Origin of the sequence: Streptomyces sp. 378, from assembly GCF_030124145.1 — a bacterium.
GTDB lineage: Bacteria > Actinomycetota > Actinomycetes > Streptomycetales > Streptomycetaceae > Streptomyces.
This window is the reverse complement of record NZ_JASKMS010000024.1, coordinates 40,112-66,493: the sequence shown is the minus strand read 5'-3', so window position 1 is coordinate 66,493 and position 26,382 is coordinate 40,112. Positions and strand designations below refer to the sequence as shown.

The following is a 26,382-nucleotide window of genomic DNA, read 5'->3' as shown; positions in this document are numbered from 1 at the left end:
TAGCGACAACACGCGTCGGTAGGAGCAGCCTTGGCACGGAAGATCGGCAGCCGGTACACCGCCCACCAGATCCTGGGGCGGGGCAGCGCCGGCACGGTGTGGCTGGGTGAGGGCCCGGAAGGCCCCGTCGCCATCAAGCTGCTGCGCGAGGACCTCGCGTCCGACCAGGAACTGGTCGGGCGCTTCGTGCAGGAGCGCACGGCCCTGCTCGGCCTGGAGCACCCGCACGTGGTGTCGGTGCGCGACCTGGTCGTCGACGGCAACGACCTGGCACTGGTCATGGACCTCGTCCGCGGCACGGACCTGCGGACCCGGCTGGACCGGGACCGGCGCCTGGCCCCCGAGGCGGCCGTCGCCATCGCGGCGGACATCGCCGACGGACTGGCGGCCGCCCACGCCGCGGGTGTCGTGCACCGGGACGTCAAGCCGGAGAACGTGCTCCTGGACATGCAGGGCCCGCTCGGTCCCGGCGGATCACACCGCGCCCTGCTGACCGACTTCGGTGTGGCCAAGCTCATCGACACGCCGCGCCGGACCAAGGCCACCAAGATCATCGGCACCCCGGACTACCTCGCGCCGGAGATCGTCGAGGGACTGCCCCCGCGCGCGTCCGTCGACATCTACGCGCTCGCCACGGTCCTCTACGAGCTGCTGGCGGGGTTCACCCCGTTCGGCGGCGGCCACCCGGGCGCGGTCCTGCGCCGGCACGTCACGGAGACGGTGGTCCCGCTGCCCGGCATCCCGGACGAGCTGTGGCAGCTGCTGGTGCAGTGCCTGGCCAAGGCACCGGCCTCGCGGCTGCGGGCCTCGGAGCTCGGCACCCGGCTGCGGGAGCTGCTGCCGATGCTGGCGGGCATGCCCCCGCTGGAGGTGGACGAGCCGGACACCGACTCCGCGGAGGAGGCCGACCGCGAGGAACAGCCCGCCGGACCGGCACCGGCCCGTGAGCGGGTCCGGCGGCGGGGCGCGGTCCCCCTGGTGCCGGGCGCGAAGCCGGCCGACTCCAACCGGGACACCCACACCTCGATGCGTGTCCCCGCCCCCGACGAGCTGGCCGGCGGCGCCCACGGGACGGCCCGGGCACCCCGCGCCCCCGGCGCCCCCCGCCCGGGCTCGGCCCGCAACCGCGCGGCGACCCGGCGCCGCAGGGTGGCCCTGGGAGCGGGCGCGGTCGCCCTGGCGGCGGCGATAGGCGTCGGCGCGTGGCTGTCCACCTCGGACGACGGCGCGAGCCCCCCTCCGCAGGACACCGGGAACTCGGCGCCCCAGTCCCCCTGAGCCGCCGTCTCCGGCCGCCCGGCGATGGCCGCCGGGCGGAGCCGTTACGCTGGAGGGCGTGGCAGTCGTCGACGTATCCGAAGAGCTCAAGTCCCTCTCCTCGACCATGGAGTCGATCGAGGCCGTTCTGGACCTCGAGAAGCTGAGGGCAGACATCGCCGTGCTCGAGGAGCAGGCGGCCGCGCCGTCCCTCTGGGACAATCCCGATGAGGCGCAGAAGATCACCAGCAAGCTGTCCCACCTCCAGGCCGAGGTGCGCAAGGCCGAGGCCCTGCGCGGTCGCATCGACGACCTGGGCGTTCTCTTCGAGATGGCCGAGGAGGAGGACGACCCGGACACCCGCGCCGAGGCCGAGTCCGAGCTCGCCGCCGTGAAGAAGTCGCTGGACGAGATGGAGGTCCGCACACTCCTCTCCGGTGAGTACGACTCCCGGGAGGCGCTGGTGAACATCCGCGCCGAGGCCGGCGGCGTCGACGCCGCCGACTTCGCCGAGAAGCTCCAGCGCATGTACCTGCGGTGGGCCGAGCAGCACGGCTACAAGACCGAGATCTACGAGACGTCCTACGCGGAAGAGGCCGGCATCAAGTCGACCACCTTCGCCGTCCAGGTGCCCTACGCGTACGGCACGCTCTCCGTCGAGCAGGGCACGCACCGGCTCGTGCGCATCTCGCCCTTCGACAACCAGGGCCGGCGCCAGACCTCCTTCGCGGGCGTCGAGATCCTTCCCGTGGTCGAGCAGACCGACCACATCGAGATCGACGAGTCCGAACTGCGGGTGGACGTGTACCGCTCGTCCGGCCCGGGCGGCCAGGGCGTCAACACCACCGACTCCGCGGTGCGCCTCACCCACATCCCCACCGGCATCGTCGTCTCCTGCCAGAACGAGCGGTCGCAGATCCAGAACAAGGCCACCGCCATGAACGTGCTCCAGGCCAAGCTGCTGGAGCGGCGCCGCCAGGAGGAGCAGGCCAAGATGGACGCCCTCAAGGGCGACGGCGGCAACTCCTGGGGCAACCAGATGCGTTCGTACGTGCTGCACCCGTACCAGATGGTGAAGGACCTGCGCACCGAGTTCGAGGTCGGCAACCCCGAGGCCGTGTTCAACGGCGAGATCAACGGTTTCCTGGAGGCCGGAATTCGCTGGCGCAAGCAGCAGCAGAAGTAAGTTTGTCGACAAGGCAACTGCCGCTCCGTGGGCGGCGGTTGCCTTTTCTGTGCCCGCATGTCTGGGTTTTGCATCACACTCACAGGCTCAGACTCCCGGCATAGCCCCCGTAATTGGACATGGCGGCTGCAAACGGCCTTGACGTGTTCTTGAAAAGTGGGAAGGGTGAAGCGCGGCATGCGTGTCTCTGGGGCGCATGTGAACCGGGGGCCTTTCATCGCAGCTTCCCCCGTCGAGCACAGCCCCGAGCGCTGCCTAATGACGATGAGCTACTGGGGGTAGCAAGCACATGACGAAGAAGACGCGGATCCGTGTCGCGCGGATAGCGGCCGGTGCCGTGATCGCCGCCGGCGCCTCACTGACCGCCGCCGGTGCCGCATCCGCCGCGGAGACCGAGGACTGCCTGCTCGGCATCCTGTGCGCCGAGGAGTCGCCCACTCCGACCCCGCCGCCGACGGGTGAGCCGACCGGTGAGCCGACCGGTGAGCCGACCGTCATCCCGACGGGCGAGCCGACCGAACCGCCGCCGTCGACCGAGGAGCCCACCGACGAGCCGACCGAGCCCACGGAGGAGCCCACCGAGCCGACCGAGGACCCGACCGACGCCCCGACGAACCCGGGCAACGGCAACGGTGGCGGCAACGGCGGCGGCAACAACACCGACCCCGACGGCGGCACCTCGCCGCAGGAGGAGGGCTCCTCCTCCCTCACCGAGATCGGCTCGGACTCCGCCCCGGCGGCCACGCAGGGCCAGGCCCGGGCCCAGGGCAACGGCCAGGAGCTCGCCGAGACCGGTGCCGCGCAGACCACCTTCCTGGTGATCGGCGCCGCCACGATGATCGCCGGCGGTGTCGGCTTCCGTCTGCTGCCGCGCCTCGTGGGCGGCCGCGGCGGTGCTGCCGCCTGACGGCAGGCGTCCGTACGGACCGTGCGCTCAGCGCAACACCGAGGGCCCGGAGCGAAACGCTCCGGGCCCTCGGCCCTGTCCGGGGGGCGGCTGCCGCGCCCTTACGCGGTCTGGTGCGCCAAGAGGGCCACCGCCGCGATCAGCACCGTCAGCAGAGCGATCAGTGCCATCGGGTTCAGACCGTTCAGACCCGCGAAGAAGTTCTCCTGCTGCAGCCGCTCGCGGTTCGCGCGGCACACGGCGCAACGGCCCTCGTTCACGGGGGACGCGCAGTTCGCGCACACCAGCCGGTCGTACGTCATGCGCTTGCCCTCCTTGCGCCGGTTCCACGTGTCCAACGTTCGTGGGGGTGGGAATGTTCCCCCCTCCACTTTGCCAGGTTCCGTCGGCCGTCGCGCGGCTGCGCGTTTTCTGTGGTGGTACGCACAGTGCCCCCGCGCCCCGCGGGCCTCGGTATAAAACGGCACATCCGTGGCGCAACCACGGTCGGTGACTGCGATGCCCCACCCGGTTCGCGTATGGTCACGCTCATCTACCCCCGGCGACCCGTGGTGCATCCGTGATCCGATTCGACAATGTCTCCAAGGTCTACCCCAAGCAGACCCGCCCCGCCCTCAGGGATGTCTCCCTGGAGGTCGAGAAGGGCGAGTTCGTCTTCCTCGTGGGGTCCTCCGGCTCCGGAAAGTCCACCTTCCTGCGGCTGATCCTCCGCGAGGAGCGGTGCAGTCACGGGCAGGTGCACGTTCTGGGCAAGGACCTCGCCCGCCTCTCCAACTGGAAGGTGCCGCAGATGCGGCGCCAGCTGGGGACGGTGTTCCAGGACTTCCGCCTGCTGCCCAACAAGACGGTCGGCGAGAACGTCGCCTTCGCGCAGGAGGTCATCGGCAAGTCGCGCGGCGAGATCCGCAAGTCCGTGCCCCAGGTGCTCGACCTCGTCGGGCTCGGCGGCAAGGAGGACCGGATGCCCGGCGAGCTGTCCGGTGGTGAGCAGCAGCGCGTCGCCATCGCGCGGGCCTTCGTCAACCGGCCCAAGCTGCTCATCGCCGACGAGCCCACCGGCAACCTCGACCCGCAGACCTCCGTCGGCATCATGAAGCTGCTCGACCGCATCAACCGGACGGGCACCACCGTGGTGATGGCCACCCACGACCAGAACATCGTGGACCAGATGCGCAAGCGCGTCATCGAACTGGAGAAGGGCCGCCTCGTGCGCGACCAGGCCCGCGGTGTCTACGGCTACCAGCACTGATACCGCACCCGAGATCCACGGAAAGGCATAACCAGTCGCCATGCGCGCCCAGTTCGTCCTGTCGGAGATCGGTGTCGGTCTCCGCCGCAACCTGACGATGACCTTCGCCGTCGTCGTCTCCGTCGCCCTCTCGCTCGCCCTGTTCGGCGGGTCGCTCCTGATGAGCGACCAGGTCAACACCATGAAGGGCTACTGGTACGACAAGGTCAACGTCTCGATCTTCCTCTGCAACAAGAGCGACGCCGAGTCCGACCCCAACTGCGCCAAGGGCGCGGTGACCGACGACCAGAAGAAGCAGATCAAGGCCGACCTCGGCAAGATGGGCGTCGTCCAGACGGTCACCTACGAGTCGCAGGACCAGGCGTACAAGCACTACAAGGAGCAGTTCGGCGACTCCCCGCTGGCCAGCTCCCTCACGCCGGACCAGATGCAGGAGTCGTACCGCATCAAGCTGAAGGACCCGGAGAAGTACCAGGTCATCGCCACCGCCTTCAACGGCCGGGACGGCGTGCAGTCGGTGCAGGACCAGAAGGAGACCCTGGACAACCTCTTCAAGCTGCTGGAGGGCATGAACTGGGCCGCGCGCGCGGTGATGGCGCTGATGCTGGTCGTCGCCCTGATGCTGATCGTCAACACGGTGCGCGTCTCGGCGTTCAGCAGGCGGCGCGAGACGGGCATCATGCGCCTGGTCGGCGCTTCGGGCTTCTACATCCAGGCGCCGTTCATCATGGAGGCCGCGGTCGCCGGACTCATCGGCGGCGCTGTCGCCTGCGCCTTCCTGCTGGTCGCCCGGTACTTCATCATCGACCACGGACTGGCCCTGGCCGATCAGCTCACGCTGATCAACTTCATCGGCTGGGACGCCGTCCTCACGAAGCTGCCGCTCATCCTCGCCACGAGCCTGCTGATGCCCGCGTTGGCCGCGTTCTTCGCGCTGCGCAAGTACTTGAAGGTGTGACGCATGCCAAGAGGGGCCGTGCGGTCAACCGACCGTACGGCCCTTCCCCTTGTCCTAGACTCACCGGCATGTCAGGTCGTGACCCGCTCTGTCAGCCCCGTCGCATCCGCCGCGGGGCCGCCCTGACCTTGGTGTTCGCGAGTGTCCTCGTCGCCGGTGCGGCCACGGGGGCGTTGCCGCAGGACGACCGGAACTCCGCGCCGGACAAGGTCCGTTCGGCCGACACCGCCGGGCCCCGCACGGACGTCGCGCGGGCGGCCGAGGAGGCCATGGCCGACGGCACGTCCCCGATGGAGGCCGCGAAGCGCGCCGTCAGCCGCAGCGGGGACCGCTGGGGCGCCGTCTACTCCCGGGGCGAGTTCGAGGAGTTCGAGGAGGCCCTCGACGGCCAGTACACCGGCGTCGGCCTCTGGGCCCGCAGCGAACGGGACGGCCGCATCGAGGTGACGAAGGTGCGCGCCGGCTCGCCCGCGGCCACCGCCGGGATCCGCCCCGGGGACCTGCTGCGCAGCGTCGACGGCGAGAAGACCGACGGCCGGCCCGTCACCGAGGTCGTCTCCTTACTGCGCGGGGACGCCACCGACGCCCCCGCCGGCACCGCCGTCCGCCTCGGCCTGGAGCGGGGCTCGCACACCTGGACCCGGACCCTGCGCAGGGCCCAGCTGTCCACCGACCCGGTCACCGTCCAAGAGCTCGCCGACAGGGTCACCGTCATCAAGGTCGCCACCTTCACCAAGGGCTCCGGCCACCAGGTCCACGCCGCCGTCCGCCGGGCCCCGCGCGACGCCGGGATCGTGCTCGACCTGCGCGGCAACTCCGGCGGCCTGGTCACCGAGGCCGTGACCGCAGCCTCCGCCTTCCTCGACGGCGGCCTGGTCGCCACCTACGACGTCGACGGCGAGCAGCGCGCCCTGCACGCCGAGCCCGGCGGCGACACCACCAGGCCCCTGGTCACGCTCGTCGACGGCGGGACGATGAGCGCGGCCGAGCTGCTCACCGGTGCCGTGCAGGACCGGGGACGGGCGCTCGTCGTCGGCTCCCGCACCTTCGGCAAGGGCTCGGTCCAGATGCCGAGCCGGCTGCCCGACGGCTCCGTGGCGGAGCTGACCGTCGGGCACTACCGCACCCCCTCCGGCCGCGGGGTCGACGGCCGGGGCATCACGCCCGACCTGGAAACCGACGAGGACGCCCTCCAGCGGGCCCAGGCCGTGCTGCGCGGTCTCACGAGCCCCTCGTAATCGACTTTCCGCAGGGCCCCTCCGTAGTGCGAAAATGGTCGGCACTATGGCTAAGGAAAAAGGGCGCAAGCTGATCGCGCAGAACAAGAAGGCGCGGCACGACTACCTCATCATCGACACCTACGAGGCCGGCCTGGTCCTCACCGGGACCGAGGTGAAGTCCCTGCGCCAGGGTCGGGCGTCGCTGGTCGACGGCTTCGTCCAGCTGGACGGGAACGAGGCATGGCTGCACAACGTGCACGTGCCGGAGTACAGCCAGGGCACGTGGACCAACCACAGCGCCCGGCGCAAGCGGAAGCTGCTGCTGCACCGCGCCGAGATCGACAAGCTGGAGTCGAAGACGGGCGAGACGGGGCACACCATCGTGCCCCTGGCGCTCTACTTCAAGGACGGCCGGGCCAAGGTCGAGATCGCGCTGGCGAAGGGCAAGAAGGAGTACGACAAGCGCCAGGCGCTCCGTGAGAAGCAGGACCGGCGCGAGACCGACCGCGCGATCGCGGCGGTGAAGCGGAGGCAGCGCGGGGCGTAGGGAATACGCTGGCACCGACCCGCGTTGGTCACGTACGATGGTGTCTGCACCCCACAGCGGGTGCGCGCCCCTCTCCGGAGGGATTGTCAACACAACATGGGGATGATCGGTTTCGACAGCGGCTGTCGAAGCAGGGGAAGCGTGTCGAGGAAGCGGCAATGATCTCGTAAACCATATGTCGCAAAAAATAATCGCCAATACCAAGCGCGATTCCCAGTCCTTCGCCCTCGCTGCCTGATAAGCAGTGAGTGAAGGACCCTAAATGGGTGTCAGCCCGGGAGTGTTCCCGGCCCGGATCCTGGCATAATCTAGGGAACTAAACCATCGAGCCCGGTCACGGGGCTCGATGGGAAACCAAACAGTGACTGGGCCCGTCGGCGACTTGTTCGCGTGATCGCCGGGGCCGAGAAAATCGCAGCGAACTGCACACGGAGAAGCCCTGATTCTGCACCGTTGGACGCGGGTTCGATTCCCGCCATCTCCACTCATCCCATGTGGGCCAAGGCCTCGCCGCTTTCGAGCGGCGGGGCCTTTGTCATGCGGGGCCCGTGGTGGCCCGTTCCGTCAGACGCGGGGGCAGCAGCGTCGCCTGCGGTACGGGGGTGCCGCGCAGCTTCCGCATCAGCAACTCGACCGCGCGGATGCCCAGCTCGTCGGCCGGGAGGGACACGGACGTGACCGGGACGCCGGGCGTCGTCGCGAGGTCGTCGGGGCAGACGGCGATGACCGACAGGTCGCCGGGGATCCGTGGGCCGAGCCGCCGGAAAGCGTGGATCAGTGGTTCCAGGAGGGGTTCGTTGTGTATCACCACGGCGGTGAGGGCCGGGTGTTCGCGCAGCAGCCGCTCGGCGAGCCCCGGGGCCGTGGCGGGGTCGGGGGCGGCCGGGTGGACGGACGTGGTCAGGCCGCGACGGGTGGCGGCGGCGGTGAAACCCCGCATGAGGTGGTGGGCGTAGGCCGTTCCGCGGAGGTAGACCTCCGGGGGTGAGCCGACCAGGGCGACCCTGCGGTGACCCCGTTCCGCCAGATGGTTCACACACGCCTCGCCCGCCGCCCTGAAGTCGAGGTCCACGCAGGTCAGACCGTACGGCTCCGCGGGAAGGCCGATCAGGACCGACGGGCGGTCCAGGGCGCGGAGCCGGGGCAGGCGCGGATCGTCGAGCTCGACGTCCGCCAGCAGCAGCCCGGCCACCGAGTCCAAGCCCATGGCACGGCTCAGTCCCTCCTCGGCCTCCTCCTGGGTGAGCAGCAGGACGTCGTGGTCATGGGCGCGGGCCGTCGTCACCACCGACACGGCCAGCCGCATCACCACCGGGACCTGCACGCCGGGGCGCAGCGGCGCGGCGAGGGCCAGCACGTTCGGCTCGCCGCCGGCCAGGGCCCGGGCACCCGCGTGGGGGCGGTAGCCCAGCTCGCGGACGGCCGCCTGGACACGCCGCCGGGTCTCGTCGGAGATCGGACGCTTGCCGCTCAGCGCATAGGAGACGGTGCTGGGGGAGACCCCGGCCCGGCGCGCCACGTCCGTGATCGTGACCATCAGTCCAGCTCCAGCGCGAGGAGACCCGTGCCGGGCGGGGCCTGGACCTCGCGTCCGCCCGCGGCCAGGCCCCAGGCGGCTGCCGGATGGCCGCACGTGGCCCGCAGCCGGCTGCCCTCGCGGACGACCGTGAAGGTCACGTTCCCGACCGCCACCGTCACCTCGTCGCCGGGCCGCAGGCCGTACGCCCGCAGTGTCACCCCGTCGGCGTGGTCGTAGTCGGGCCGGTCGTCCCGCGCGCCGACCGGGATCACCGCGCCGGGCCGCACCAGCAGGGGCGCGCTCAGGAAGCCGTGGCGCTCGCGCACCCAGCGCGGGCCGGTCACCGTCTCGCCGGTGAGGAGGTGGGTCCAGGTGCCCTCGGGGACGTAGTAGGTGACGTCGCCGTCGTCGTCGAACACCGGGGCGACCAGCAGGTCGGGGCCGAGCATGTACTGCCGTTCCAGGTGCGCGCATCCCGGATCGTCCGGGAACTCCAGGACCATGGCCCGCATCAGGGGCAGACCCTCGGTGTGGGCCGCGCGGGCCATCTCGTACAGGTAGGGCATGAGGCGGAGCTTCAGCCGGGTGAAGTGGCGTGCCACCTCGACCGACTCCTCGTCGAAGTGCCAGGGCACCCGGTAGGAGCTGCTGCCGTGCAGGCGGCTGTGGGAGGAGAGCAGCCCGAAGGCCAGCCAGCGCTTGAACAGGGCCGGGGTGGGGGTGCCCTCGAAGCCGCCGATGTCATGGCTCCAGAAGCCGAAGCCCGACAGACCGAGGGACAGACCGCCGCGCAGCGACTCCGCCATCGACTCGTAGGTCGCCTCGCAGTCGCCGCCCCAGTGCACGGGGAACTGCTGGCTCCCCGTCGTCGCCGACCGGGCGAAGAGAACGGCCTCCTGCTCGCCGCGGTGCTTGCGCAGCACCTCGAAGACCGTGCGGTTGTACAGGTACGTGTAGTAGTTGTGCATCCGCTCCGGGTCCGAGCCGTCGGACCAGACCACGTCGAGGGGCACGCGTTCGCCGAAGTCGGTCTTGAAGCAGTCGACGCCCTGTGCGAGCAGTGCCTCCAGCTTGCCGGCGTACCAGTCGCGGGCGGCCGGTGACGTGAAGTCGACCAGGGCCATGCCGGGCTGCCACATGTCCCACTGCCAGACACCGCCGTCCGGGCGCTTCAGCAGATGCCCGAGCGCCTTGCCCTCGGCGAACAGCGGGGAGCGCTGGGCGATGTACGGATTGATCCACACCGAGACGCGCAGGTCATGGGCCTTCAAGCGGGCCAGCATGCCCTCGGGGTCGGGAAACACCCGTGGATCCCACCGGAAATCGCACCAGTTGAACTCCCGCATCCAGAAGCAGTCGAAGTGGAAGACGGAAAGCGGCAGTTCACGCTCCTTCATGCCCTCGATGAAGGACGTCACCGTCTCTTCGTCGTAGGCGGTCGTGAAGGACGTCGACAGCCACAGGCCGAACGACCAGGCGGGCGGCAGGGCCGGACGCCCGGTCAGGGCCGTGTACTTGCGGAGGATCTCCTTCGGGGTGGGGCCGTGGATGACGTAGTAGGTCAGCTCCTGTGTCTCCGCGCTGAACTGCATCCGGGAGACCACCTCCGAGGCGACCTCGAAGGACACCTTGCCCGGGTGGTCGACGAAGACGCCGTACCCCGCGTCCGTGAGGTAGAAGGGCACGTTCTTGTAGGCCTGTTCGCTGCACGTGCCGCCGTCGGCCTGCCAGACGTCGACGACCTGCCCGTTCTTCACCAGCGGGCCGAAGCGCTCACCGAGGCCGTAGACGGAGGTGCCGACCTTCAGGACCAGTTGCTCGCGCAGGTGGTGCGCGCCCGAGGCGTCCCGCATGATGCCCGCGTTCTTGTGGCCGCTGCTGGTCAGCGTGCGGCCGTGCGCGAGGAACTCGACGTGCCAGGGGCCGCCCCGGGCCAGCCGGACCGCCAGGTCGCCGGAGGTCAGGGTCGCGTGCTCGTCGCCGTACGTGATCTCCGCGGTGGTGTCCGAACCTGTGAGCTCGAACTCCGGGCCGCGGGGCCGTCCGCCGGTGAAGTGCGTCAGCGTCAGGCCGATGACGTCCGGCATGGGGGTGTGCGCCCTGACCGTGAGGACCGGGCCGGTCATCAGGTCGCCGCGGGAGCGGACGGGCCGGGTCGGGGCGTGGATCTCCAGCGCGCCGTCCGACTCGGTGACGTCGAGGGCCTCGGCCGGATAGGCCGCGGTGACGCCCTCGCGCAGGAGCCAGTAGCCGTCGGTGAACTTCATGTGAGGGTTCCCTACTCTCCCGGCGCACGGTGTCGAAGCGCTTCGACGATCGAACGTATGCGGGGTGCGTGAGGGCGTCAATGGGGTGCGAGACACTTGGTGAAGCGATTCGAAGCACGGCGCAGGGAAAGGGCGAAGGCCAGGGCCGCCGCCGTCACCGGGACCGCGAAGCCCCCCGTCGGCGAGAGGTGCTCCACGGTCCAGCCGCCGATCGCGCTGCCGCAGGCGATGCCGCCGAGCAGGCCGGTCACCGCGAGGGTCATGCCCTCGTTCAGCCGCCCGTCGGGGGTGCGCTGCTGCACCAGCGTCATGGCGGTGACCATCGTCGGGGCCGTCGCCATCCCGGCCACCAGCAGCGTGGCCGCCAGGAGCAGGAGCGAGCCCGTGAGGGCCGCGGCCAGCAGCGGCAGGGTCAGCAGCGCGGCCATCGCCGCCACGCACCGGGGCAGCCGGGCCTCGGCCGGTCCGACGGGCTTCACGGAGCCGTACAGCAGGCCCGCCACGCAGGAACCCGCGGCCTGGAGGGCGAGGACGGCGCCGGCCGCCCACTGCCGCCCCTGCGCGTCGGCGAACGCCAGTGTGACGATCTCCGTCGCGCCGAAGATGCCGCCCATCGCCAGGCAGACCGCGAGCAGCGGGGGGATGCCGGGGGCGCGCAGGGGTGCCTTTCCGGGTATGCGCGCGCCGACCGGGGGCTCCGTCGCACGCCGGGTCGTGAACAGGACCATGCCGGTCAGCAGCAGCACCGCGCCCACGAGCGTGCCCGCCTCCGGGAAGAAGGTCCCGCACAGGAAGGCCGCGAGCACCGGGCCCAGCATGAAGCACAGTTCGTCCGCCGCCTGCTCGAAGGAGTTGGCGGTGTGCAGTGCCTTCGGGTCGCCGGCCAGCAGATGCGCCCAGCGGGCCCGTGCCATCCCGCCGGTGTTGGGGGTCGTGGCGGTCGCGGCGTAGGAGGCGAACAGCGTCCAGTCCGGGGCGTCGTGGCGCACGCACAGCAGCAGGGACAGGGAGCCGAGGACGGCGATCACCGTGGCGGGCAGGGCGACCCGGGCCTGGCCGTGCCGGTCGACGAGCCGCGCGATCCAGGGCGCGACCAGCGCGGTCGCCGCCAGTCCCGTCGCCGTGACGGCACCGGCGAGGGCGTACGAATCCCGCGTCCCGGCGATCATCACGACCGCGCTGATGCTGAACATGCCCATCGGCAGCCGGGCGATGAGGTTCCCGGCGGTGAACGCGCGGGCGCCAGGCAGGCGGAACAGGCGGCGGTACGGGGAGAGGCGCGGCATGCGTCCACCGTCGCCCGGGGACGATCAACCGGTCCAACACCTGTTCCGTGCGCAGTCACGCACCTGGGTTGTGGATCACTGGCCGGAAGGGCGAAACCCCATGGCCGGAAATGTTCGCTCCTTGTTCTTCATACAGAGATATGGAGATTCCTAATGCTCCTCATGGCGCATGGAAAATATGTTCATTCCGGAAAATCCTTCACTCGTTTGCCGCGCATCCGTCGGAGTGGGCCGACGGTTAGTGGGTACATGACCGAGGCGACCAGGAAAGACGGCTGGGCGGTAACGCTCGGCCCGTATACCTACATTCCGGCACCAGCGCACTCGTCGGCGACAGTCAACGGCACCCTCACCAGAGGCGGTTGCCCGGTTGCTCTGCAGGTGACCGAGCCGGTGCTGCGTGATTTCATCGACGCCATGAGCGCGCTGGAAAAGGATCTCGCCCGGCGCTGGATCAGTGCGACGGATTGGCCGGCTTTCGCGCTTTCGAAATAGTCGGGTCACGTCATGTACGACAAAGTCGAGGGCACTGGCCGGCATCGGGCTCCGGCCCGGGATTTCATCACCCCCCTGACACCGCCGGACCCGACCTGGGATCCCGCCGAGGAACTGGCGTTCATCCTCGAGGAGGCCCTCGGGGAGCAGGCGACGAGGATCCCCGCTCCCCGTGACGAGGACCCGGACGAGGCCGCGGAACCGGCGCCGGTCTCCGCCCCGGCCACTCACATGCGGCGGCTCCAGGACATCACCGAGGAGCTTCCGCCCGTGCGGGAGGTCCCCCGGCGCCACCGCAAGGTCCCGACCCGCAAGGCCCCGCGCGTACTGCGCACCACCAGCTTCCTCGTCGCCGCCCTGGCGGCCGTCATCGCCTCCGCCGTGAGCCTCCTGAGCGGCATCGTCGCCTACGACCCCCTGCGCCTGGTCGCGGTGTCCCCCGGGGCGCGGGGCCTGCGCACCTGGTGGCCCCTGCTGGTGTACGGGCCGTGGCTGGTGGGCTCCCTGTCCGTCCTGCGGGCCGCCCTGCACCAGCGCCGTGCCGTGCACTCGTGGTGTGTGGTGGTGGTCTTCTCGTGCATCGCCGTGCTGCTGTGCGTCGTCCAGGCACCGCGGACGATCCTAGGCACCGCGGCGGCGGCCCTGCCCGGCCTCGCCGCCCTCGCCTGCTTCCAGCAGGTGGTGCGCCAGATCACCCTCACCCGCCCGCCGATGCGTTCGGTTCCACGTCACCGGGTGGGACAGGCTCCGGCACCGGCCGGCGCGGAGGGTCAGAAGGGTGTGGAGGGTTATAGGGGTGTGGAGGGTTATAGGGGTGCGGAAGGTTATAGGGGTGCGGAAGGTTATAGGGGTGCGGAAGGTCAGCCGGGCGGGTCGTAAAGGTCTCTGAAGACCATCCGCCCATGAGACCTGAAGCAGCCGGCCCTGGCCCCGGGCGCTCTTAGCCGGTGGCTCCTGAGCCCGGGTCTCTTGAGCCCGGGCCTCCCGAGCGAGGCCCTCTGAGCCTGGGCCTCCCGGGCGCGGGTCCTCTGAGCCCGGGTCCCCGGGCGCGGCCCTCCCGGGCCCGGGACTCCCGGGGCCCGCCGCACCCGGCGTCCGCCGCTGTAGGTTGCACCGCATGCCGGCCCACCTCGACCCCCGTCTGCTGCGTGCCTTCGTCACCGTTGCCGAGGAACTGCACTTCACGCGGGCCGCCGTGCGGTTGCATGTGGCTCAGCAGGCGCTCAGCCGGGACGTGCGGCGGCTGGAGCGGGAGCTGAGGGCCGAGTTGTTCGTGCGGACCACCCGGCAGGTGACGCTGACCCCCGACGGGGAGCGGCTGCTGCCGTACGCCCGGCGGGTGCTCCGGGCGCAGGACGAGCTGCTCGCCGCCTTCGACCAGGCCCGACCCCTGCTGGTCGACCTCAACTCCCCGGGCCTGGTCACCGCCCGCCGCGTCCTGCACCGGGCGCGGGAGCTCGCGCCGGGCCACGAACTGATGGCCCGCTACGAGAGCGGCCTGACCGGAGCCGCCGGTGAACTGCTCGCGGGCCGGCTGGACGCGTCGTTCGGACGTTTCGCCGGGCTGGACCCGGCGCTGCGGGCGGGGCTCGACCACCTGCCCGTGCGGTACGAGCCGATGGCGGTCGTGCTGCCCGAGGACCACCGGCTGGCCGCTCTGGAGGCGGTGCCGCTCGCCGAGCTGGTCGGCGAGACCGTCTACGCGGGCGCCGGCAATCCGCGCACGCCGGAGTGGACGGGCCTCGCCCGGCTGCTGTTCGAGGGCCGGGGCATCGAGATCGCGCCACCCGCGCCGCTGGCGGTCGGGGAGGAGGAGTTCCAGCGGATCATGGCCAGAACGCGCAACCCGATTCTGGCCGTCGTGGGCTTCCCGGCACTGCCGTCGACGGTGGTGCGGCCCCTGATCGACCCCGTTCCGCTGTCCCCGCTGTCCCTGGTGTGGCGCAAGGGCCTGACCCACCCCGCGTTCGACGCGCTGCGGCGGGCGGCGGCCCGGCTCGCCGCCGAGGAGGGGTGGCTGCGGCGGCCCACCGGGGGATGGATTCCGGCCGGTGACGATGTCCTCATGACGTCTCACGGCTGACACGATTCGATGCCCGCGCTCACACACAACCTCCCCGTGCGCTACATTCAACGCCTGAGCACGGTGTGGTAATAGGGGGCGCTCGGACGGGTGGGGGCCCGTTCCGACGACGGGTGTTCAGGTCGTACGCGCACCCGAACCATCCCGTGGGGGGAAGTGCGTGCGTGTGACAAGTTGGCGAGAAGACGCCCAACCAGAGTGGCCCGAGGTCGCGGCGGCGACCGGGGAACTCCCTGCGGACGGCAGCGTCCGGGACCGGAAAGCCACCCAGGTGCGCGACGGTGACGACCGGGCGAGCGGCTGCCGGCTGCCCGCCGGTACGGAGATACTGCGCGGCATCCCCCGGCAGAGCGAGGGCGAGGCCGACTCGTTCCGCTCGTCCGACTCGGGCACCGAGTCCCGGACCGCGGTCCGCGACCCCTGGCAGGAGGACGCCCACCCGGTCGGGAGCGCCCACGACCCGGCCGGGACCCCCGGCTCCACCGGGCACACCCACGACCCGCACGAGGTCACCATCCAGCTCGACGCCGTACAGCTCGGGGACGGGTCCGTGCGGCGGGTCGAGGAAGGCATCGGCGCGGGCCCGGCCCCCGCCGACCGGCCGGTCTTCGTCGACGAGTCGGGCCGCCGCAGCCGCCGCTTCCGCCGCATCGGCATAGCCATCGCCCTGGCCTGCGGGGTCTACGCCGCCGTCATCGTCGCCACGCTGCTGTCGGGCAACTCCAACGCGCCGTGGCTGCCCGTACCGGGCCAGAAGCAGGATCCGTCGGCCGGGCAGGTCGACACCCCGCCGTTGCCCAAGCAGTCGGACCCGGCCACCGGCACCGGCACCGGCGCCACCGCCCCGGTCAGTGCGCCGACGGCCGACGAGGCCACGTCACCCTCGCCCGCTGCCGGCGTCGTCGAACCCGCCGCCACCGTCGAACCCGGCCGCCGCGGCCCGACGGCACGCCCCTCGCCGACCGCGGCCCGGACCACACCGGACCCGGGCACCGGCGTGACCGACCCGGCCCCGACCGAGCCCGCCGACCCACCGACCACCCCGGCGCCCGACCCGACGCCGACGGTCGAGCCCACGCCCGAGCCGACCGAAACCTTGGGCGCCGACGACAGCGACGGCACCGGCACGGTCGCCGAAGGCCCGGTCGAGACGCCGAACGCCGAACCGACGCCCGCCGTCTAGAGCCGGTGGCCGGAACGGCTTGCCGGACAGCTCCCGGCGCCCGGTGCGGTGCGCACGGCGGAGCATCGCCCGCCTACAGGACGTACCCGGGTGATGCGACGACGCGGCGAGGCACCCTGCCGAGCATCGCGAGCCGGTGATCCTTCCCGGCCATCAGCACTGGTCCCGGCCGCGTGAGCGGTGCCTGCCAGGTCGCCCCCGGAGGGAGGCCGGGGGGAAGGGCGCTCCGGCGCCTCACCCTCGCGGACCCCGGGCTCCCGGTCCCGCTGGGGGAGTGAGGGACCCACCGACGGCGCCGCGGAGCCCGCCGGCACGGCCCCGCCCCCACCGTCCCGCAGCACCGTCGTCCCGGATCACTCACCGTCCCCGCAGCACCGTCGTCCCCGGCATCACCCACCGTCCCCGTATCACCACCGTCCCCGTACCACCCACCGTTCCCGCAGCACCCCATCCCGCACCACCCGGAGTACCACCACCCATGGCATCCCGTACCCGCCGTTCCGGGCCGGCGCCCCGAGCCCGTGGCGGCTCCAGGCGCCGCCTGCCGCTGCGCCTGCTCCTGCCCCTGCTCGTCCTCGTCGCGCTGATGGCGATGCTCATGCTGCGCGGCTACGTGCACAGCGAGATCCTCGCCGACCACCGGGTCCGGCCGCCCGCCGCCACCGACCAGGTGCCGGAGAAGATCAGGAGAGGCGGGCCCGTCATCGACACCCGCAGCGGCCGCACCGAGAGCCTGCGTGTGCCCGACCGCCGCCTGGTGCTCACCTTCGACGACGGCCCCGACCCGGTCTGGACGCCCAAGATCCTGGACGTTCTGAAGAAGCACGACGCACACGCGGTCTTCTTCGTCACCGGCACCATGGCCTCGCGCTACCCCGACCTGGTCCGGCGCATGGTCGACGAAGGCCACGAGATCGGCCTGCACACCTTCAACCACCCCGACCTGTCCTACCAGTCCAAGAAGCGCATCGACTGGGAGCTGTCCCAGAACCAGCTCGCCCTCTCGGGCGCGGCGGGCATCCGTACCTCCCTCTTCCGGCCGCCGTACTCCTCCTTCGCCGCCGCCATGGACAACAGGTCCTGGCCGGTGACCGAGTACATCGGCCGCCGCGGCTACATCACCGTCGTCAACAACACCGACAGCGAGGACTGGCGCAAGCCCGGTGTCGCCGAGATCATCCGACGCGCCACGCCCAAGGGCGGCGAAGGCGCGATCGTCCTGATGCACGACTCCGGCGGCGACCGTCACCAGACCGTCGAGGCACTGGGCCGCATGCTGCCCGACCTGCGCGAGAAGGGCTACGCGTTCAGCAACCTCACCGAGGCCCTCGACGCCCCGAGCGCGCACTCCGGCGTCACCGGCCTCGACCGGTGGAAGGGCACGGCGTGGATCTTCCTGGTCCAGGCCTCGGAGCACCTCACCGACGGGCTGGTCGTCGGACTCGCGATCGTCGGCACCCTCGTCATCGGCCGTTTCGTGCTGATGCTGCTGCTCTCCGGGGTGCACGCACGCCGGGTGCGCCGCCGCGGCTTCCGCTGGGGAGCGCCGATCACCGAACCGGTGTCGGTTCTGGTCCCGGCGTACAACGAGGCCAAGTGCATCGAAAACACGGTCCGTTCCCTCGCCGAGAGTGACCACCCCATCGAGGTCCTCGTCATCGACGACGGCTCCGCCGACGGCACGTCACGGATCGTCGAGGCCATGGGCCTGCCGAACGTCCGGGTCGTCCGCCAGCTCAACGCGGGCAAGCCGGCCGCGCTCAACCGCGGTGTGGCCAACGCCCGCCACGACCTGATCGTGATGATGGACGGCGACACGGTCTTCGAACCGTCCACCGTGCGCGAACTGGTGCAGCCCTTCGGCGACCCACGCGTGGGCGCGGTGGCGGGCAACGCCAAGGTCGGCAACAAGGACAGCCTCATCGGCGCCTGGCAGCACATCGAATACGTGATGGGCTTCAACCTCGACCGCCGGATGTACGACGTGCTGCGCTGCATGCCGACGATCCCCGGAGCGGTCGGAGCCTTCCGCCGCAGCGCGCTGGAACGGGTCGGCGGCATGAGCGACGACACCCTCGCCGAGGACACCGACATCACCATGGCCCTGCACCGTGACGGCTGGCGCGTGGTCTACGCGGAGAACGCCCGTGCCTGGACCGAGGCGCCGGAGACGGTCCAGCAGCTGTGGTCCCAGCGCTACCGCTGGTCGTACGGCACCATGCAGGCCATCTGGAAACACCGCCGGGCCCTGGTGGACAAGGGCCCCTCGGGCCGCTTCGGCCGCGTCGGCCTGCCGCTGGTGTCCCTCTTCATGGTCCTGGCGCCCCTGCTGGCCCCGCTGATCGACGTGTTCCTCGTCTACGGCCTCGTGTTCGGCCCCACCCAGAAGACGATCATGGCGTGGCTCGGCGTCCTGGCCATCCAGGCGGTCTGCGCGGCCTACGCCTTCCGGCTCGACCGCGAGCGCATGACGCATCTCATCTCGCTGCCCCTGCAGCAGATCCTCTACCGCCAGCTCATGTACGTCGTACTGCTCCAGTCCTGGATCACCGCCCTGACCGGCGGCCGGTTGCGCTGGCAGAAGCTGCGGCGCACCGGTGTGGTCGACGCGCCCGGCGGCGGGCCCGTGCCGCGCCAGCGGTCCCAGAACAGCTCCGAGCGGAGGCCGGTGGCATGACCCACGGAAACCCGATCCCCACGTCCTCGGCGGCGTCCGGTGTGCCGGGGGCGTCCTACGGCATGCCGCAGCAGCGCACGACCGACCCCGCACCGGAGGGCGGCACCGCCATGGCGACCGCCCCCACCGCGACCGCCCCCACCCCGCCGGAGCACCAGGGCGGCGGCCGTGACCGCTACCTCGACCTGCTGCGTTCGATCGCCCTGGTCCGTGTCGTCGTGTACCACCTGTTCGGCTGGGCGTGGCTGACGGTGCTGTTCCCGTCGATGGGCGTGATGTTCGCGCTGGCGGGCTCCCTGATGGCGCGCTCGCTGAACCGCCCGGCGCTCGGTGTGGTCCGGGGCCGGATCCGCCGGCTCCTGCCCCCGCTCTGGGTGTTCAGCGTGGTGGTGCTGACGATGATGTTCGCGGCCGGCTGGAACCCGCTGAAGGACCCGTACCACGGCGGTGCCTGGGCCCTCGTCGATCTGGCCAACTACTTCTTCCCCGTGGGCGCCCCGCCCTTCCCCTGGCACCTCGGCGCCAAGTCCGGCCTGCTGGAGGACACCTGGGCGGTGCAGGCGGCCGGTCCGCTGTGGTACCTGCGGGCCTACCTCTGGTTCGTCATCGCCTCCCCGCTGCTGTTGTGGGCGTTCCGCCGGGCACCGTGGCCGACGCTGCTGGCACCGCTGGGCCTCACGGCGATCGTCGGCACGGGTCTGGTGAAGATCCCCGGCGAGACGGGCAACGCGGTGACCGACTTCGCGGTCTACGGCGGCTGCTGGATCCTGGGCTTCGCCCACCACGAGGGCCTGCTCAAGCGGATCCCCCGCTACCTGTCGATCTCCTGCGCGGCCCTGCTCATGGCCTTCGGCCTGTGGTGGGCCTCGGGTCACCTGGGCCCCGACGGCTGGGACCTCAACGACATCCCCCTGGCCCAGGCGGCCTGGTCCTTCGGCTTCGTGGTCGTCCTTCTCGAGTACGCCCCGTCCTGGCGCGAACTCCCGGGCCGCCTGGCCAGGTGGGACAAGCTCGTGACCCTCTCCAACAACCGCGCGGTCACGATCTACCTCTGGCACAACTGCCTCATCATGGCCACGATCCCGATCCTCGACCTCCTCTACGAACTGCCGTTCCTCCAGAGCGACAGCGGGGTGTCCGCCCTGGACGCCACGTACACGACCTGGATGTTCGTCCTGGTCTGGCCCCTGATCGGCGCGGCGATCCTCGTGTTCGGCTGGGTCGAGGACGTCGCGGCGAAGCGGAAACCCCGGTTGTGGCCGAACGGTGCCTCTCGGGTGAGGGTTCGCGGCAGCCGGAGGCGCTCGGCCCCCGGAAGCTAAGCTGACCCGGCATCGGCGGGGGCGGACGACGAGCGGCCCTTCCGAGGGTTCCTTTCGGTCCAGGTGAGAGAACGACAGTGACACAGGCACGGACGCCACAACCGGCCGGACCGCGCGCGCCGGTCTTCGGGCTGATCACGCCCGAGGACTGGTACCGCATCCCGCTCCTGCCCGCCGACCGCCGCGAGGGGTCCGTGAACGCGCTGATCCGGCGGCAGTTCACGGGCGTCGACGACCAGCCGGTGCTGCGCCGGAAGGCCCAGGAGCAGTTGCTCGGCACGGCCGAGGCGGCGGTCGAGCAGGGCGGTGTGGTGCTGTACCTGTCGTTCCTGGAGGCGGGCGGCATCCCGTTGTCGGCCTCCCTGCTGGTCTCCCGCCTGTACGAGAGGTTCGACGCCCTCGACGCCGTCGCCGCCCTGGCCGGCTCCGGCGAGGTCACGCTGGAGTCGCTGCCCGCCGTGGGGCGCGTGGCCCGGGTGCTCCGGCGGGAGCGGACGAGGCAGTCGCGGAAGCTGGGCTCCGAGTTCGAGGACACGGTCGTCGAGTACTTCGTACCGGTCCCGGACCGCGACGAGGTGTTGATGCTGACGTTCAGCACACCGCTGGAGCCGATCGCGGACGCCATGGTGCAGTTGTTCGACGCGGTGGCCGGAACCTTGCGCTGGCAACCTCGCGACGATGAGCGGACGGGGGAGGAACAGAAGTGAGCAAGAAGCTCAGGGTCTCGACGCAGGATCTCGAAACGGCCGGAAACGGACTGCGGACGGTGGCGACCGAGCTGGAAGGGCTCGACAAGCTCATGGACGCCTACGACCGCCGCACCGTCGGCCACCAGACACTGCACGACCGGCTCCAGGAGTTCTCCGACGGCTGGGACGACAACCGCAAGAAGATGATCGAGGAGATCCAGGGGCTCGGGAAGATCGCCAAGGAGTCCGGGAAGGCGTACACCGAGCTCGACACCGCTCTGTACGACGCGCTCACGGGCAAGGGGAAGAAGAAGTGACCCGCCCCGCCGACCACCGGTGGGAGGTACTGGGGGAGAGCGGTGACCCCGTGCCCGGTGACGTCCACGACATGAAGGCCCTCGCGCGCCGGTTCACGGCCACGGCCGAGACCATCACCAAGACGGCCGACGCGTTGCGCCGGCTCGGTACCCTGGAGAGCTGGGACTCCGAGGCCGGACGCGCCTTCGCCGAGAAGGCGAACGACACGGCCAAGACGGTGAGCAAGGCCCACGACCGCTACGCCGACGCCGGAGTCGCCCTCAAGGACTACTCCACCGATCTGGAGACGATCCAGGGAGAAGCGGACAAGCTCCTCACCCAGGCGGAGACCCAGCACAACAGCCTGTCCACCGCGAAGTCCAAGGCCGAGAACCCGCCCAAGGGCACCGACGACGCCGGGCAGGGCAAGCTCGACAAGGCGGTCACCGACCTCCAGGAGGGGCTCGACGGGCTGCGCGGCCAGCTCGACAAGCTGAAGACCCGTCACAAGGAGGCCGGCGACAAGGCCGCCAAGCGCATCCACGACACCACCGAGGGCGACGGCCTCAACGACGGCTGGCTGGACGACCTGCGCGACACCCTGAAACTCGTCAGCGACATCACGGGAGCCATCGCCGCCGTCTGCGGGGTGCTGTCCCTGCTCGTGGGCTGGATACCCGTCATCGGACAGGCCCTGGCCGGTGTACTCGGCACCATCGCCCTGGTCATGACCGCGATCTCACTGGTCTGCCACGTGCTGCTCGCCATCAACGGCGACGGCTCCTGGGGCGATGTGGCGATCGACGTGCTGGGCCTCGCCACGTTCGGCATCGGACGCGTCTTCTCCGCGGGCGCCAAGGCCGCCGCCACCGTCGGCCGCAGCCGCGTCTGGACGGCGGCCACACAGTACGTGCGCGGCTGGAACCCGGGCATGAACTCGGCCGCGCGCCGCGCACTCGTCGAGTCCATGGTCGGGGCACGGGCCGGAGCACGCCCCGGGGCCGCCCTGCCCGACGTGGGCCTGAGGGCGGCCTTCCGTGGACTGCCGAGCTCCTTCGCGGACGACCTGGCCACCATCCGGGGCAACTGGCGGGACCTGTTCAAGGCCGGCGACAACCTCTCGGCGGCCCGCGACGCCTACAACGCCGCCGGACCGCGCGGTCTGGCCAGCATGTACGCGGGCCCGGGCATGGTCGACGAACTCGCGCGTATCAAGAACATCGACCCGGCGGACCTGCGCATCATCGGAACGCCCGACGCGTTCAAGCAGGCCATGGCGTACAACGTCGTCGGCCTCGGCGGCACCGGTACGGGCGCGGCCTCCGATACCAACAGCTTCGTCGGCCTGTTCGGCGGTGACCCGGAGATCGACGTCACCGGTCCCGACGCGTCACTGGCCGGACGGTGAGCCCGGCCATGTCGAACCCGGTGGACTGGCGGGAGTGCCGCGTCGCGCTGCCCGCCCACCACAACTGGCTGGTCCTGGACCTGCGGAGCGAGGACCCCGAGACATGGGCACGCACCCTCGCCGAACAGCACCTCGGGGGCGACGTACCCGAGCAGTGGCGGGAGGCGTTCGCGACGGACCTGCTCTGGTACTGGGGTGCGGCGGTCCGGCAGCGCGCCCTGTGCGCGGCGGTCCTGGCACCCCAGGACGGGCCCGTCGTAGCGAGTTACACGGTGCGGGAGCTGAACATCCCGCCGGAGTCCCTGACGGTGACCGCCTTCCGGGCCGAGGCGGAGGGCGCGGACGGCCCGTACTTCGGCGCGGAGCAGATGCTCATCGAGGTCGAACTGCCCCTCGGGCCGGCCCTGCGCGTGCACCGCCAGGAGCCGACGGAACCGGACGCGGACAGCGGAACGATCGTCGAGGGAGTGGCCCACTACGTCCTGCCGCGCCGGCACCCCACCGCGCTGGAAGGCCGGCTGCTGTGGACGTCCCTGGGACTCGGCGCGGAACTCGTCAAGGTCGCCGACGAGCTGGCGGACTCACTCCGCCTGGCGTGACGTGGCGGAACCCCGGCGCTTGGCGAAGACATCGCCGAGACCGAACCGCTCCCAGGGGACCATCGCGAGCGGCATCCAGCTGAATCCGACGGTGAAGACGGCGACCACGGTGATGACCTGAGTCGGGAGGAACCACCCCAGCTGGGCGACGAGCAACGCCACGACCAGCAGCCAGACGTCGAACGCCAGTACGGCCAGCACCTTGCGCGCCGCCGCTCCCGGACCGACCCGGGGCGTGTCCTCGTTCCCCCGCACCATGCCGAACAGGATCACCGGCAGCATCAGCCCGGTCAGCCCGCCGACCGCGATGCCGCCCACCACCAAGGCGTTGTTCCCGTCGTCGGGCACCATGCCGGACAGCGGGGCCGTGTCTACCACCCGGCCCAGCAGGGCCACGGCCGCGAACGCGCCGAGCGTCGCCAGCGCCAGCACGAGGAGCATTCCCGCTCCGAAGGCGACGTTTCCGGCAACGGAGCGCTGCGGGCGCTGCGCCTCAGGCCGCTCGGCCCCCGACTCGGCGGACATGGACTCTCCCCTTCCCAGGTGGGGTCCGCAAGAGGATAACGGGACCCCGTACCCCCGGGGTTCGCCGGTGTGGAAAACTGCCCGAGTTGCGCATGTGAACAAGTGTGCCCAGTGGGCGGCCGGGGGAGTGGTGGGATGAGTAAGCGGCAGATGCAGAAGATGCTGCGGCTGATGGCGAGCGGGGAACCGGTCGAACTCACCAGCCCGATGGCGTCCGTGAAGAAGCTCGCCCGGCTGGCCTTCGTGGCGCAGCAGTTCGGTTACGAGTACGCCGACGTCCGCCAGAGCAGCGGCCTTAACGGCGCGCTCACCATGTTGCTCATGCCCGACCCCGGCCCGCAGGCCAGGGCCCGGGCCGGGCAGAACTGGGCGCAGTACCCCAACGCGGCGGACGGTGTCTCCCTGCCGCCGCTCGTGCCCGACGCCTTCGAACTGCTCAAGGCCCGCATCAACTTCGACCTCACCGGCAAGCACGCCGAGAAACGCATGGCGTACGGGGCCCTGGGCGTCACCCTCGGCTGCGTGATCCTCGGCTTCCGTTTCGGGGGTGAGTCCGCCGACTTCATCGCGGCCGGTGCGGTGTGGCTGGTGTTCATGGCGATCTTCGGCATCGGTCTCGGGGTCACGCGCAAGCGCAACGCCAAGTTCGCGGCCCGGCTGCGGGCGGCCGGCTTCGTGCCGGTGAACGACGAGAACGGGCGGCTGCGGTACCTGCCGCCCGGGGCGCAGCCGCCGGGGCAGGGCAATCCGTTCGGGGGTGGGCCGTACGCGCAGCAGGCCCCCGGGGCGTATGCCCCGCAGGCCCCCGGGCCGTATGCCCAGTCGGCACCCGGACCATACGACGGCCGGCGGCCCGCCCCCGGTCTCTACTGCGGTCCGCCCGCGCCGGGCACGTACCCGGGCCCGGCCGCTCCCGGTCCCTACGGCGGTCCGCCCGTACCCGGCCCGTACCCGGGGCAGCCCTCACCGGCCGCGCACCAGAGCCGTCCCGCGCCCGGCCCCTCCGGGGCGCAGCCTCCCGGCCCTTACAACCAGCCGTACCACCAGCCCCACCCCCAGCATCCCCAGCACCCGCACGGGCAGCCCCCGCAGCACTGACACGGAAACCTCCCGCGACCTCTCATCCCGCCCGAGCCCGGGGTGAGAGCAAAGTTCCCTCGCGGTCACCCGGTGCCACAGGCAGGAAACGCGTCCTCCCTACCTTCGGGGTCAGTCGCACAAAGTACGACCGAGCCCCGGAGCACAGTGGAGGCGTCATGACAGGCCCTGGCACGGCACCCGTACCCCCGAGCAAGGGCGGACGCTGGATCCGGCACTGGGATCCCGAGAACGAGACGTTCTGGAAGGAGACCGGGGAGAAGGTCGCCCGCCGGAACCTCTTCTTCTCCGTACTGTCCGAGCACATCGGCTTCTCGATCTGGACCCTGTGGTCCGTGCTGGTGCTGTTCATGGGCCCGGAGTACGGACTGACCCCCGCCGACAAGTTCATGCTGACCTCGATGGTCACGCTGGTCGGCGCCGTCGTCCGCGTCCCCTACACCTTCGCCGTGGCGATCTTCGGCGGACGGAACTGGACGATCATCTCCGCGAGCCTCCTGCTGGTCCCGACCGTCGCCGCGTTCGCCGTGATGGAGCCGGGGACCTCCTTCGCCACCTTCCTCCTCGTCGGTCTGCTGGCCGGCATCGGCGGCGGCAACTTCGCCTCCTCCATGACCAACATCAACGCCTTCTTCCCCCTGCGGAAGAAGGGTTGGGCCCTCGGCCTGAACGCGGGCGGCGGCAACATCGGCGTACCGGTGATCCAGCTCGCCGCGCTCGCGATCATCGGCGCCAGCGGCGGCCCGCGCGTGCTGCTCGGGATCTACATCCCGCTGATCGTCGTCGCCGCCGTCCTGGCCGCGCTCTTCATGGACAACATCGAGAACGTGAAGAACGACACCGGCGCCGCCAAGGACGCCGCGCGGGACCCGGACACCTGGATCATGTCGTTCCTCTACATCGGCACGTTCGGGTCGTTCATCGGATACAGCTTCGCCTTCGGCCAGGTCCTGACGAACCAGTTCGGACGCACCCCGCTGGAAGCCGCGTACGTCACCTTCATCGGTCCGCTCCTCGGCTCGCTGATCCGCCCCCTGGGCGGTTGGATGGCCGACAAGTACGGCGGTGCGAGGATCACGCTGTGGAACTACGTCGGCATGGGTGCGGCGACCGCCGTCCTCATCTCCGCCAGCATGGAGAAGTCGCTGGCGCTGTTCACCGTCGCGTTCGTGGTGCTGTTCGTGCTCACCGGCATCGGCAACGGCTCGACGTTCAAGATGATCCCGGGCATCTTCCAGAACAAGGCCCTCGCCAAGGGGCTGAAGGGTGAAGCGGCCGCTGCCCACGGGCGTCGCCTCTCCGGCGCCTCCATGGGACTCATCGGCGCGGTGGGCGCGCTCGGCGGCGTCGGCATCAACCTCGCCTTCCGCCAGTCCTTCCTCTCCTACGGCTCCGGCACCGGCGCCTTCGTCGCCTTCCTCGCCTTCTACGCGGTCTGCTTCCTGGTCACCTGGGCCGTATACCTTCGCCGCACGGCACCCCGGGTACCCGTCACGACGGCGACCTCGGAGGCGGAGCCGCAGCTCAGCTACGCCAGGGTGTGACGTAACACCGTCGTCATCACGCCGATCCGGGCCTGTCACGAGCCGTTGACAGGCTCGATCGGCATG

General features: G+C 70.9%; 24 protein-coding genes and 1 other RNA gene. 20 read left to right on the top strand and 5 right to left on the bottom strand.

Going from position 1 to position 26,382, the window contains the following annotated elements; translation table 11 throughout:
• The first annotated feature begins 30 nt into the window (after positions 1-30).
• The 3 genes from QNO09_RS27965 to QNO09_RS27955 all read left to right on the top strand — a co-directional run bounded on the left by QNO09_RS27965 (position 31) and on the right by QNO09_RS27955 (position 3,350).
• The gene (locus tag QNO09_RS27965; protein ID WP_283973024.1) at positions 31-1,278 is read left to right on the top strand and encodes a serine/threonine-protein kinase; all 1,248 of its coding nucleotides are present in this window, start codon (positions 31-33) and stop codon (positions 1,276-1,278) included.
• A gap of 58 nt (positions 1,279-1,336) precedes the next feature.
• Positions 1,337-2,443, top strand: coding sequence for a peptide chain release factor 2 (gene prfB, locus QNO09_RS27960; protein WP_283973023.1), 1,107 nt, complete (start codon positions 1,337-1,339; stop codon positions 2,441-2,443).
• A gap of 289 nt (positions 2,444-2,732) precedes the next feature.
• Positions 2,733-3,350 (top strand): hypothetical protein, encoded by a 618-nt coding sequence (locus QNO09_RS27955; RefSeq protein ID WP_283973022.1) that lies wholly within the window; start codon positions 2,733-2,735, stop codon positions 3,348-3,350.
• Between the two features lie 101 nt (positions 3,351-3,451).
• Here the strand turns inward: QNO09_RS27955 and QNO09_RS27950 are convergent, their stop codons facing one another.
• A complete protein-coding gene (locus QNO09_RS27950; protein WP_283973021.1) occupies positions 3,452-3,652 on the bottom strand; it encodes a hypothetical protein in 201 nt (66 codons plus the stop codon).
• Between the two features lie 257 nt (positions 3,653-3,909).
• Here QNO09_RS27950 and ftsE point away from each other — a divergent pair, with 257 nt between their 5' ends.
• The 5 genes from ftsE (at position 3,910) to ssrA (ending at position 7,811) form a co-directional block, all read left to right on the top strand.
• Positions 3,910-4,599 carry a cell division ATP-binding protein FtsE gene (gene ftsE / locus QNO09_RS27945; protein WP_003990615.1) on the top strand — a complete coding sequence of 230 codons (690 nt, stop codon included), beginning with the start codon at positions 3,910-3,912 and terminating at the stop codon, positions 4,597-4,599.
• Positions 4,600-4,639: 40 nt separating this feature from the next.
• Entirely contained in the window at positions 4,640-5,557 is a 918-nt protein-coding gene (gene ftsX, locus QNO09_RS27940; protein ID WP_283973020.1) for a permease-like cell division protein FtsX, read from the top strand.
• Positions 5,558-5,625: 68 nt separating this feature from the next.
• Complete coding sequence (locus tag QNO09_RS27935) at positions 5,626-6,795, top strand: S41 family peptidase (protein ID WP_283973019.1); 1,170 nt, start codon at positions 5,626-5,628, stop codon at positions 6,793-6,795.
• A gap of 46 nt (positions 6,796-6,841) precedes the next feature.
• Positions 6,842-7,324 carry an SsrA-binding protein SmpB gene (smpB, locus tag QNO09_RS27930; protein WP_062927167.1) on the top strand — a complete coding sequence of 161 codons (483 nt, stop codon included), beginning with the start codon at positions 6,842-6,844 and terminating at the stop codon, positions 7,322-7,324.
• 98 nt (positions 7,325-7,422) lie between these two features.
• Positions 7,423-7,811, top strand: a transfer-messenger RNA (tmRNA) gene (ssrA, locus tag QNO09_RS27925).
• Positions 7,812-7,859: 48 nt separating this feature from the next.
• Here ssrA and QNO09_RS27920 read toward each other — a convergent pair.
• The 3 genes from QNO09_RS27920 to QNO09_RS27910 form a co-directional block, all read right to left on the bottom strand.
• Positions 7,860-8,861 (bottom strand): LacI family DNA-binding transcriptional regulator, encoded by a 1,002-nt coding sequence (locus tag QNO09_RS27920; protein ID WP_283973018.1) that lies wholly within the window; start codon positions 8,859-8,861, stop codon positions 7,860-7,862.
• Complete coding sequence (yicI, locus tag QNO09_RS27915) at positions 8,861-11,110, bottom strand: alpha-xylosidase (RefSeq protein ID WP_283973017.1); 2,250 nt, start codon at positions 11,108-11,110, stop codon at positions 8,861-8,863. The genes QNO09_RS27920 and yicI overlap by 1 nt, the downstream gene beginning before the upstream one ends.
• Before the next feature lie 77 nt (positions 11,111-11,187).
• Positions 11,188-12,396 (bottom strand): MFS transporter, encoded by a 1,209-nt coding sequence (locus QNO09_RS27910; RefSeq protein ID WP_283973016.1) that lies wholly within the window; start codon positions 12,394-12,396, stop codon positions 11,188-11,190.
• A gap of 249 nt (positions 12,397-12,645) precedes the next feature.
• On the opposite strand from QNO09_RS27910, the gene QNO09_RS27905 reads away from it, so the two are divergent.
• The 10 genes from QNO09_RS27905 (at position 12,646) to QNO09_RS27860 (ending at position 23,149) form a co-directional block, all read left to right on the top strand.
• Positions 12,646-12,891: a hypothetical protein gene (locus QNO09_RS27905; RefSeq protein WP_283973015.1), complete on the top strand. Its 246-nt coding sequence runs from the start codon at positions 12,646-12,648 to the stop codon at positions 12,889-12,891.
• A 12-nt stretch (positions 12,892-12,903) separates the two neighbouring features.
• Positions 12,904-13,770 (top strand): hypothetical protein, encoded by an 867-nt coding sequence (locus QNO09_RS27900; RefSeq protein WP_283973014.1) that lies wholly within the window; start codon positions 12,904-12,906, stop codon positions 13,768-13,770.
• A gap of 238 nt (positions 13,771-14,008) precedes the next feature.
• On the top strand, positions 14,009-14,974 hold the full coding sequence (locus QNO09_RS27895; RefSeq protein WP_283973013.1) for a LysR family transcriptional regulator: 966 nt from the start codon (positions 14,009-14,011) through the stop codon (positions 14,972-14,974).
• 166 nt (positions 14,975-15,140) lie between these two features.
• Positions 15,141-16,157, top strand: a complete 1,017-nt coding sequence (locus QNO09_RS27890) for a hypothetical protein (RefSeq protein ID WP_283973012.1) — start codon at positions 15,141-15,143, stop codon at positions 16,155-16,157.
• 478 nt (positions 16,158-16,635) lie between these two features.
• The gene (locus QNO09_RS27885) at positions 16,636-18,834 is read left to right on the top strand and encodes a bifunctional polysaccharide deacetylase/glycosyltransferase family 2 protein (protein WP_283973011.1); all 2,199 of its coding nucleotides are present in this window, start codon (positions 16,636-16,638) and stop codon (positions 18,832-18,834) included.
• On the top strand, positions 18,831-20,156 hold the full coding sequence (locus QNO09_RS27880) for an acyltransferase family protein (RefSeq protein ID WP_283973010.1): 1,326 nt from the start codon (positions 18,831-18,833) through the stop codon (positions 20,154-20,156). The genes QNO09_RS27885 and QNO09_RS27880 overlap by 4 nt, the downstream gene beginning before the upstream one ends.
• A 77-nt stretch (positions 20,157-20,233) precedes the next feature.
• Entirely contained in the window at positions 20,234-20,863 is a 630-nt protein-coding gene (locus QNO09_RS27875) for a hypothetical protein (RefSeq protein ID WP_283973009.1), read from the top strand.
• Positions 20,860-21,162, top strand: coding sequence for a DUF6317 family protein (locus QNO09_RS27870; RefSeq protein WP_283973008.1), 303 nt, complete (start codon positions 20,860-20,862; stop codon positions 21,160-21,162). The genes QNO09_RS27875 and QNO09_RS27870 overlap by 4 nt, the downstream gene beginning before the upstream one ends.
• Positions 21,159-22,550: a hypothetical protein gene (locus tag QNO09_RS27865; protein ID WP_283973007.1), complete on the top strand. Its 1,392-nt coding sequence runs from the start codon at positions 21,159-21,161 to the stop codon at positions 22,548-22,550. The genes QNO09_RS27870 and QNO09_RS27865 overlap by 4 nt, the downstream gene beginning before the upstream one ends.
• Positions 22,551-22,558: 8 nt before the next feature.
• The gene (locus tag QNO09_RS27860; protein WP_283973006.1) at positions 22,559-23,149 is read left to right on the top strand and encodes a hypothetical protein; all 591 of its coding nucleotides are present in this window, start codon (positions 22,559-22,561) and stop codon (positions 23,147-23,149) included.
• On the opposite strand, the gene QNO09_RS27855 is transcribed toward QNO09_RS27860, so the two are convergent.
• Positions 23,132-23,674 carry a hypothetical protein gene (locus QNO09_RS27855; protein ID WP_283973005.1) on the bottom strand — a complete coding sequence of 181 codons (543 nt, stop codon included), beginning with the start codon at positions 23,672-23,674 and terminating at the stop codon, positions 23,132-23,134. The genes QNO09_RS27860 and QNO09_RS27855 overlap by 18 nt on opposite strands.
• A gap of 135 nt (positions 23,675-23,809) precedes the next feature.
• Between QNO09_RS27855 and QNO09_RS27850 the strand changes: the two genes are divergently transcribed.
• Both QNO09_RS27850 and QNO09_RS27845 read left to right on the top strand, forming a co-directional pair.
• Positions 23,810-24,772, top strand: coding sequence for a hypothetical protein (locus QNO09_RS27850; protein WP_283973004.1), 963 nt, complete (start codon positions 23,810-23,812; stop codon positions 24,770-24,772).
• Between the two features lie 158 nt (positions 24,773-24,930).
• A complete protein-coding gene (locus tag QNO09_RS27845) occupies positions 24,931-26,316 on the top strand; it encodes a nitrate/nitrite transporter (protein ID WP_283973003.1) in 1,386 nt (461 codons plus the stop codon).
• Positions 26,317-26,382: the final 66 nt, after the last annotated feature.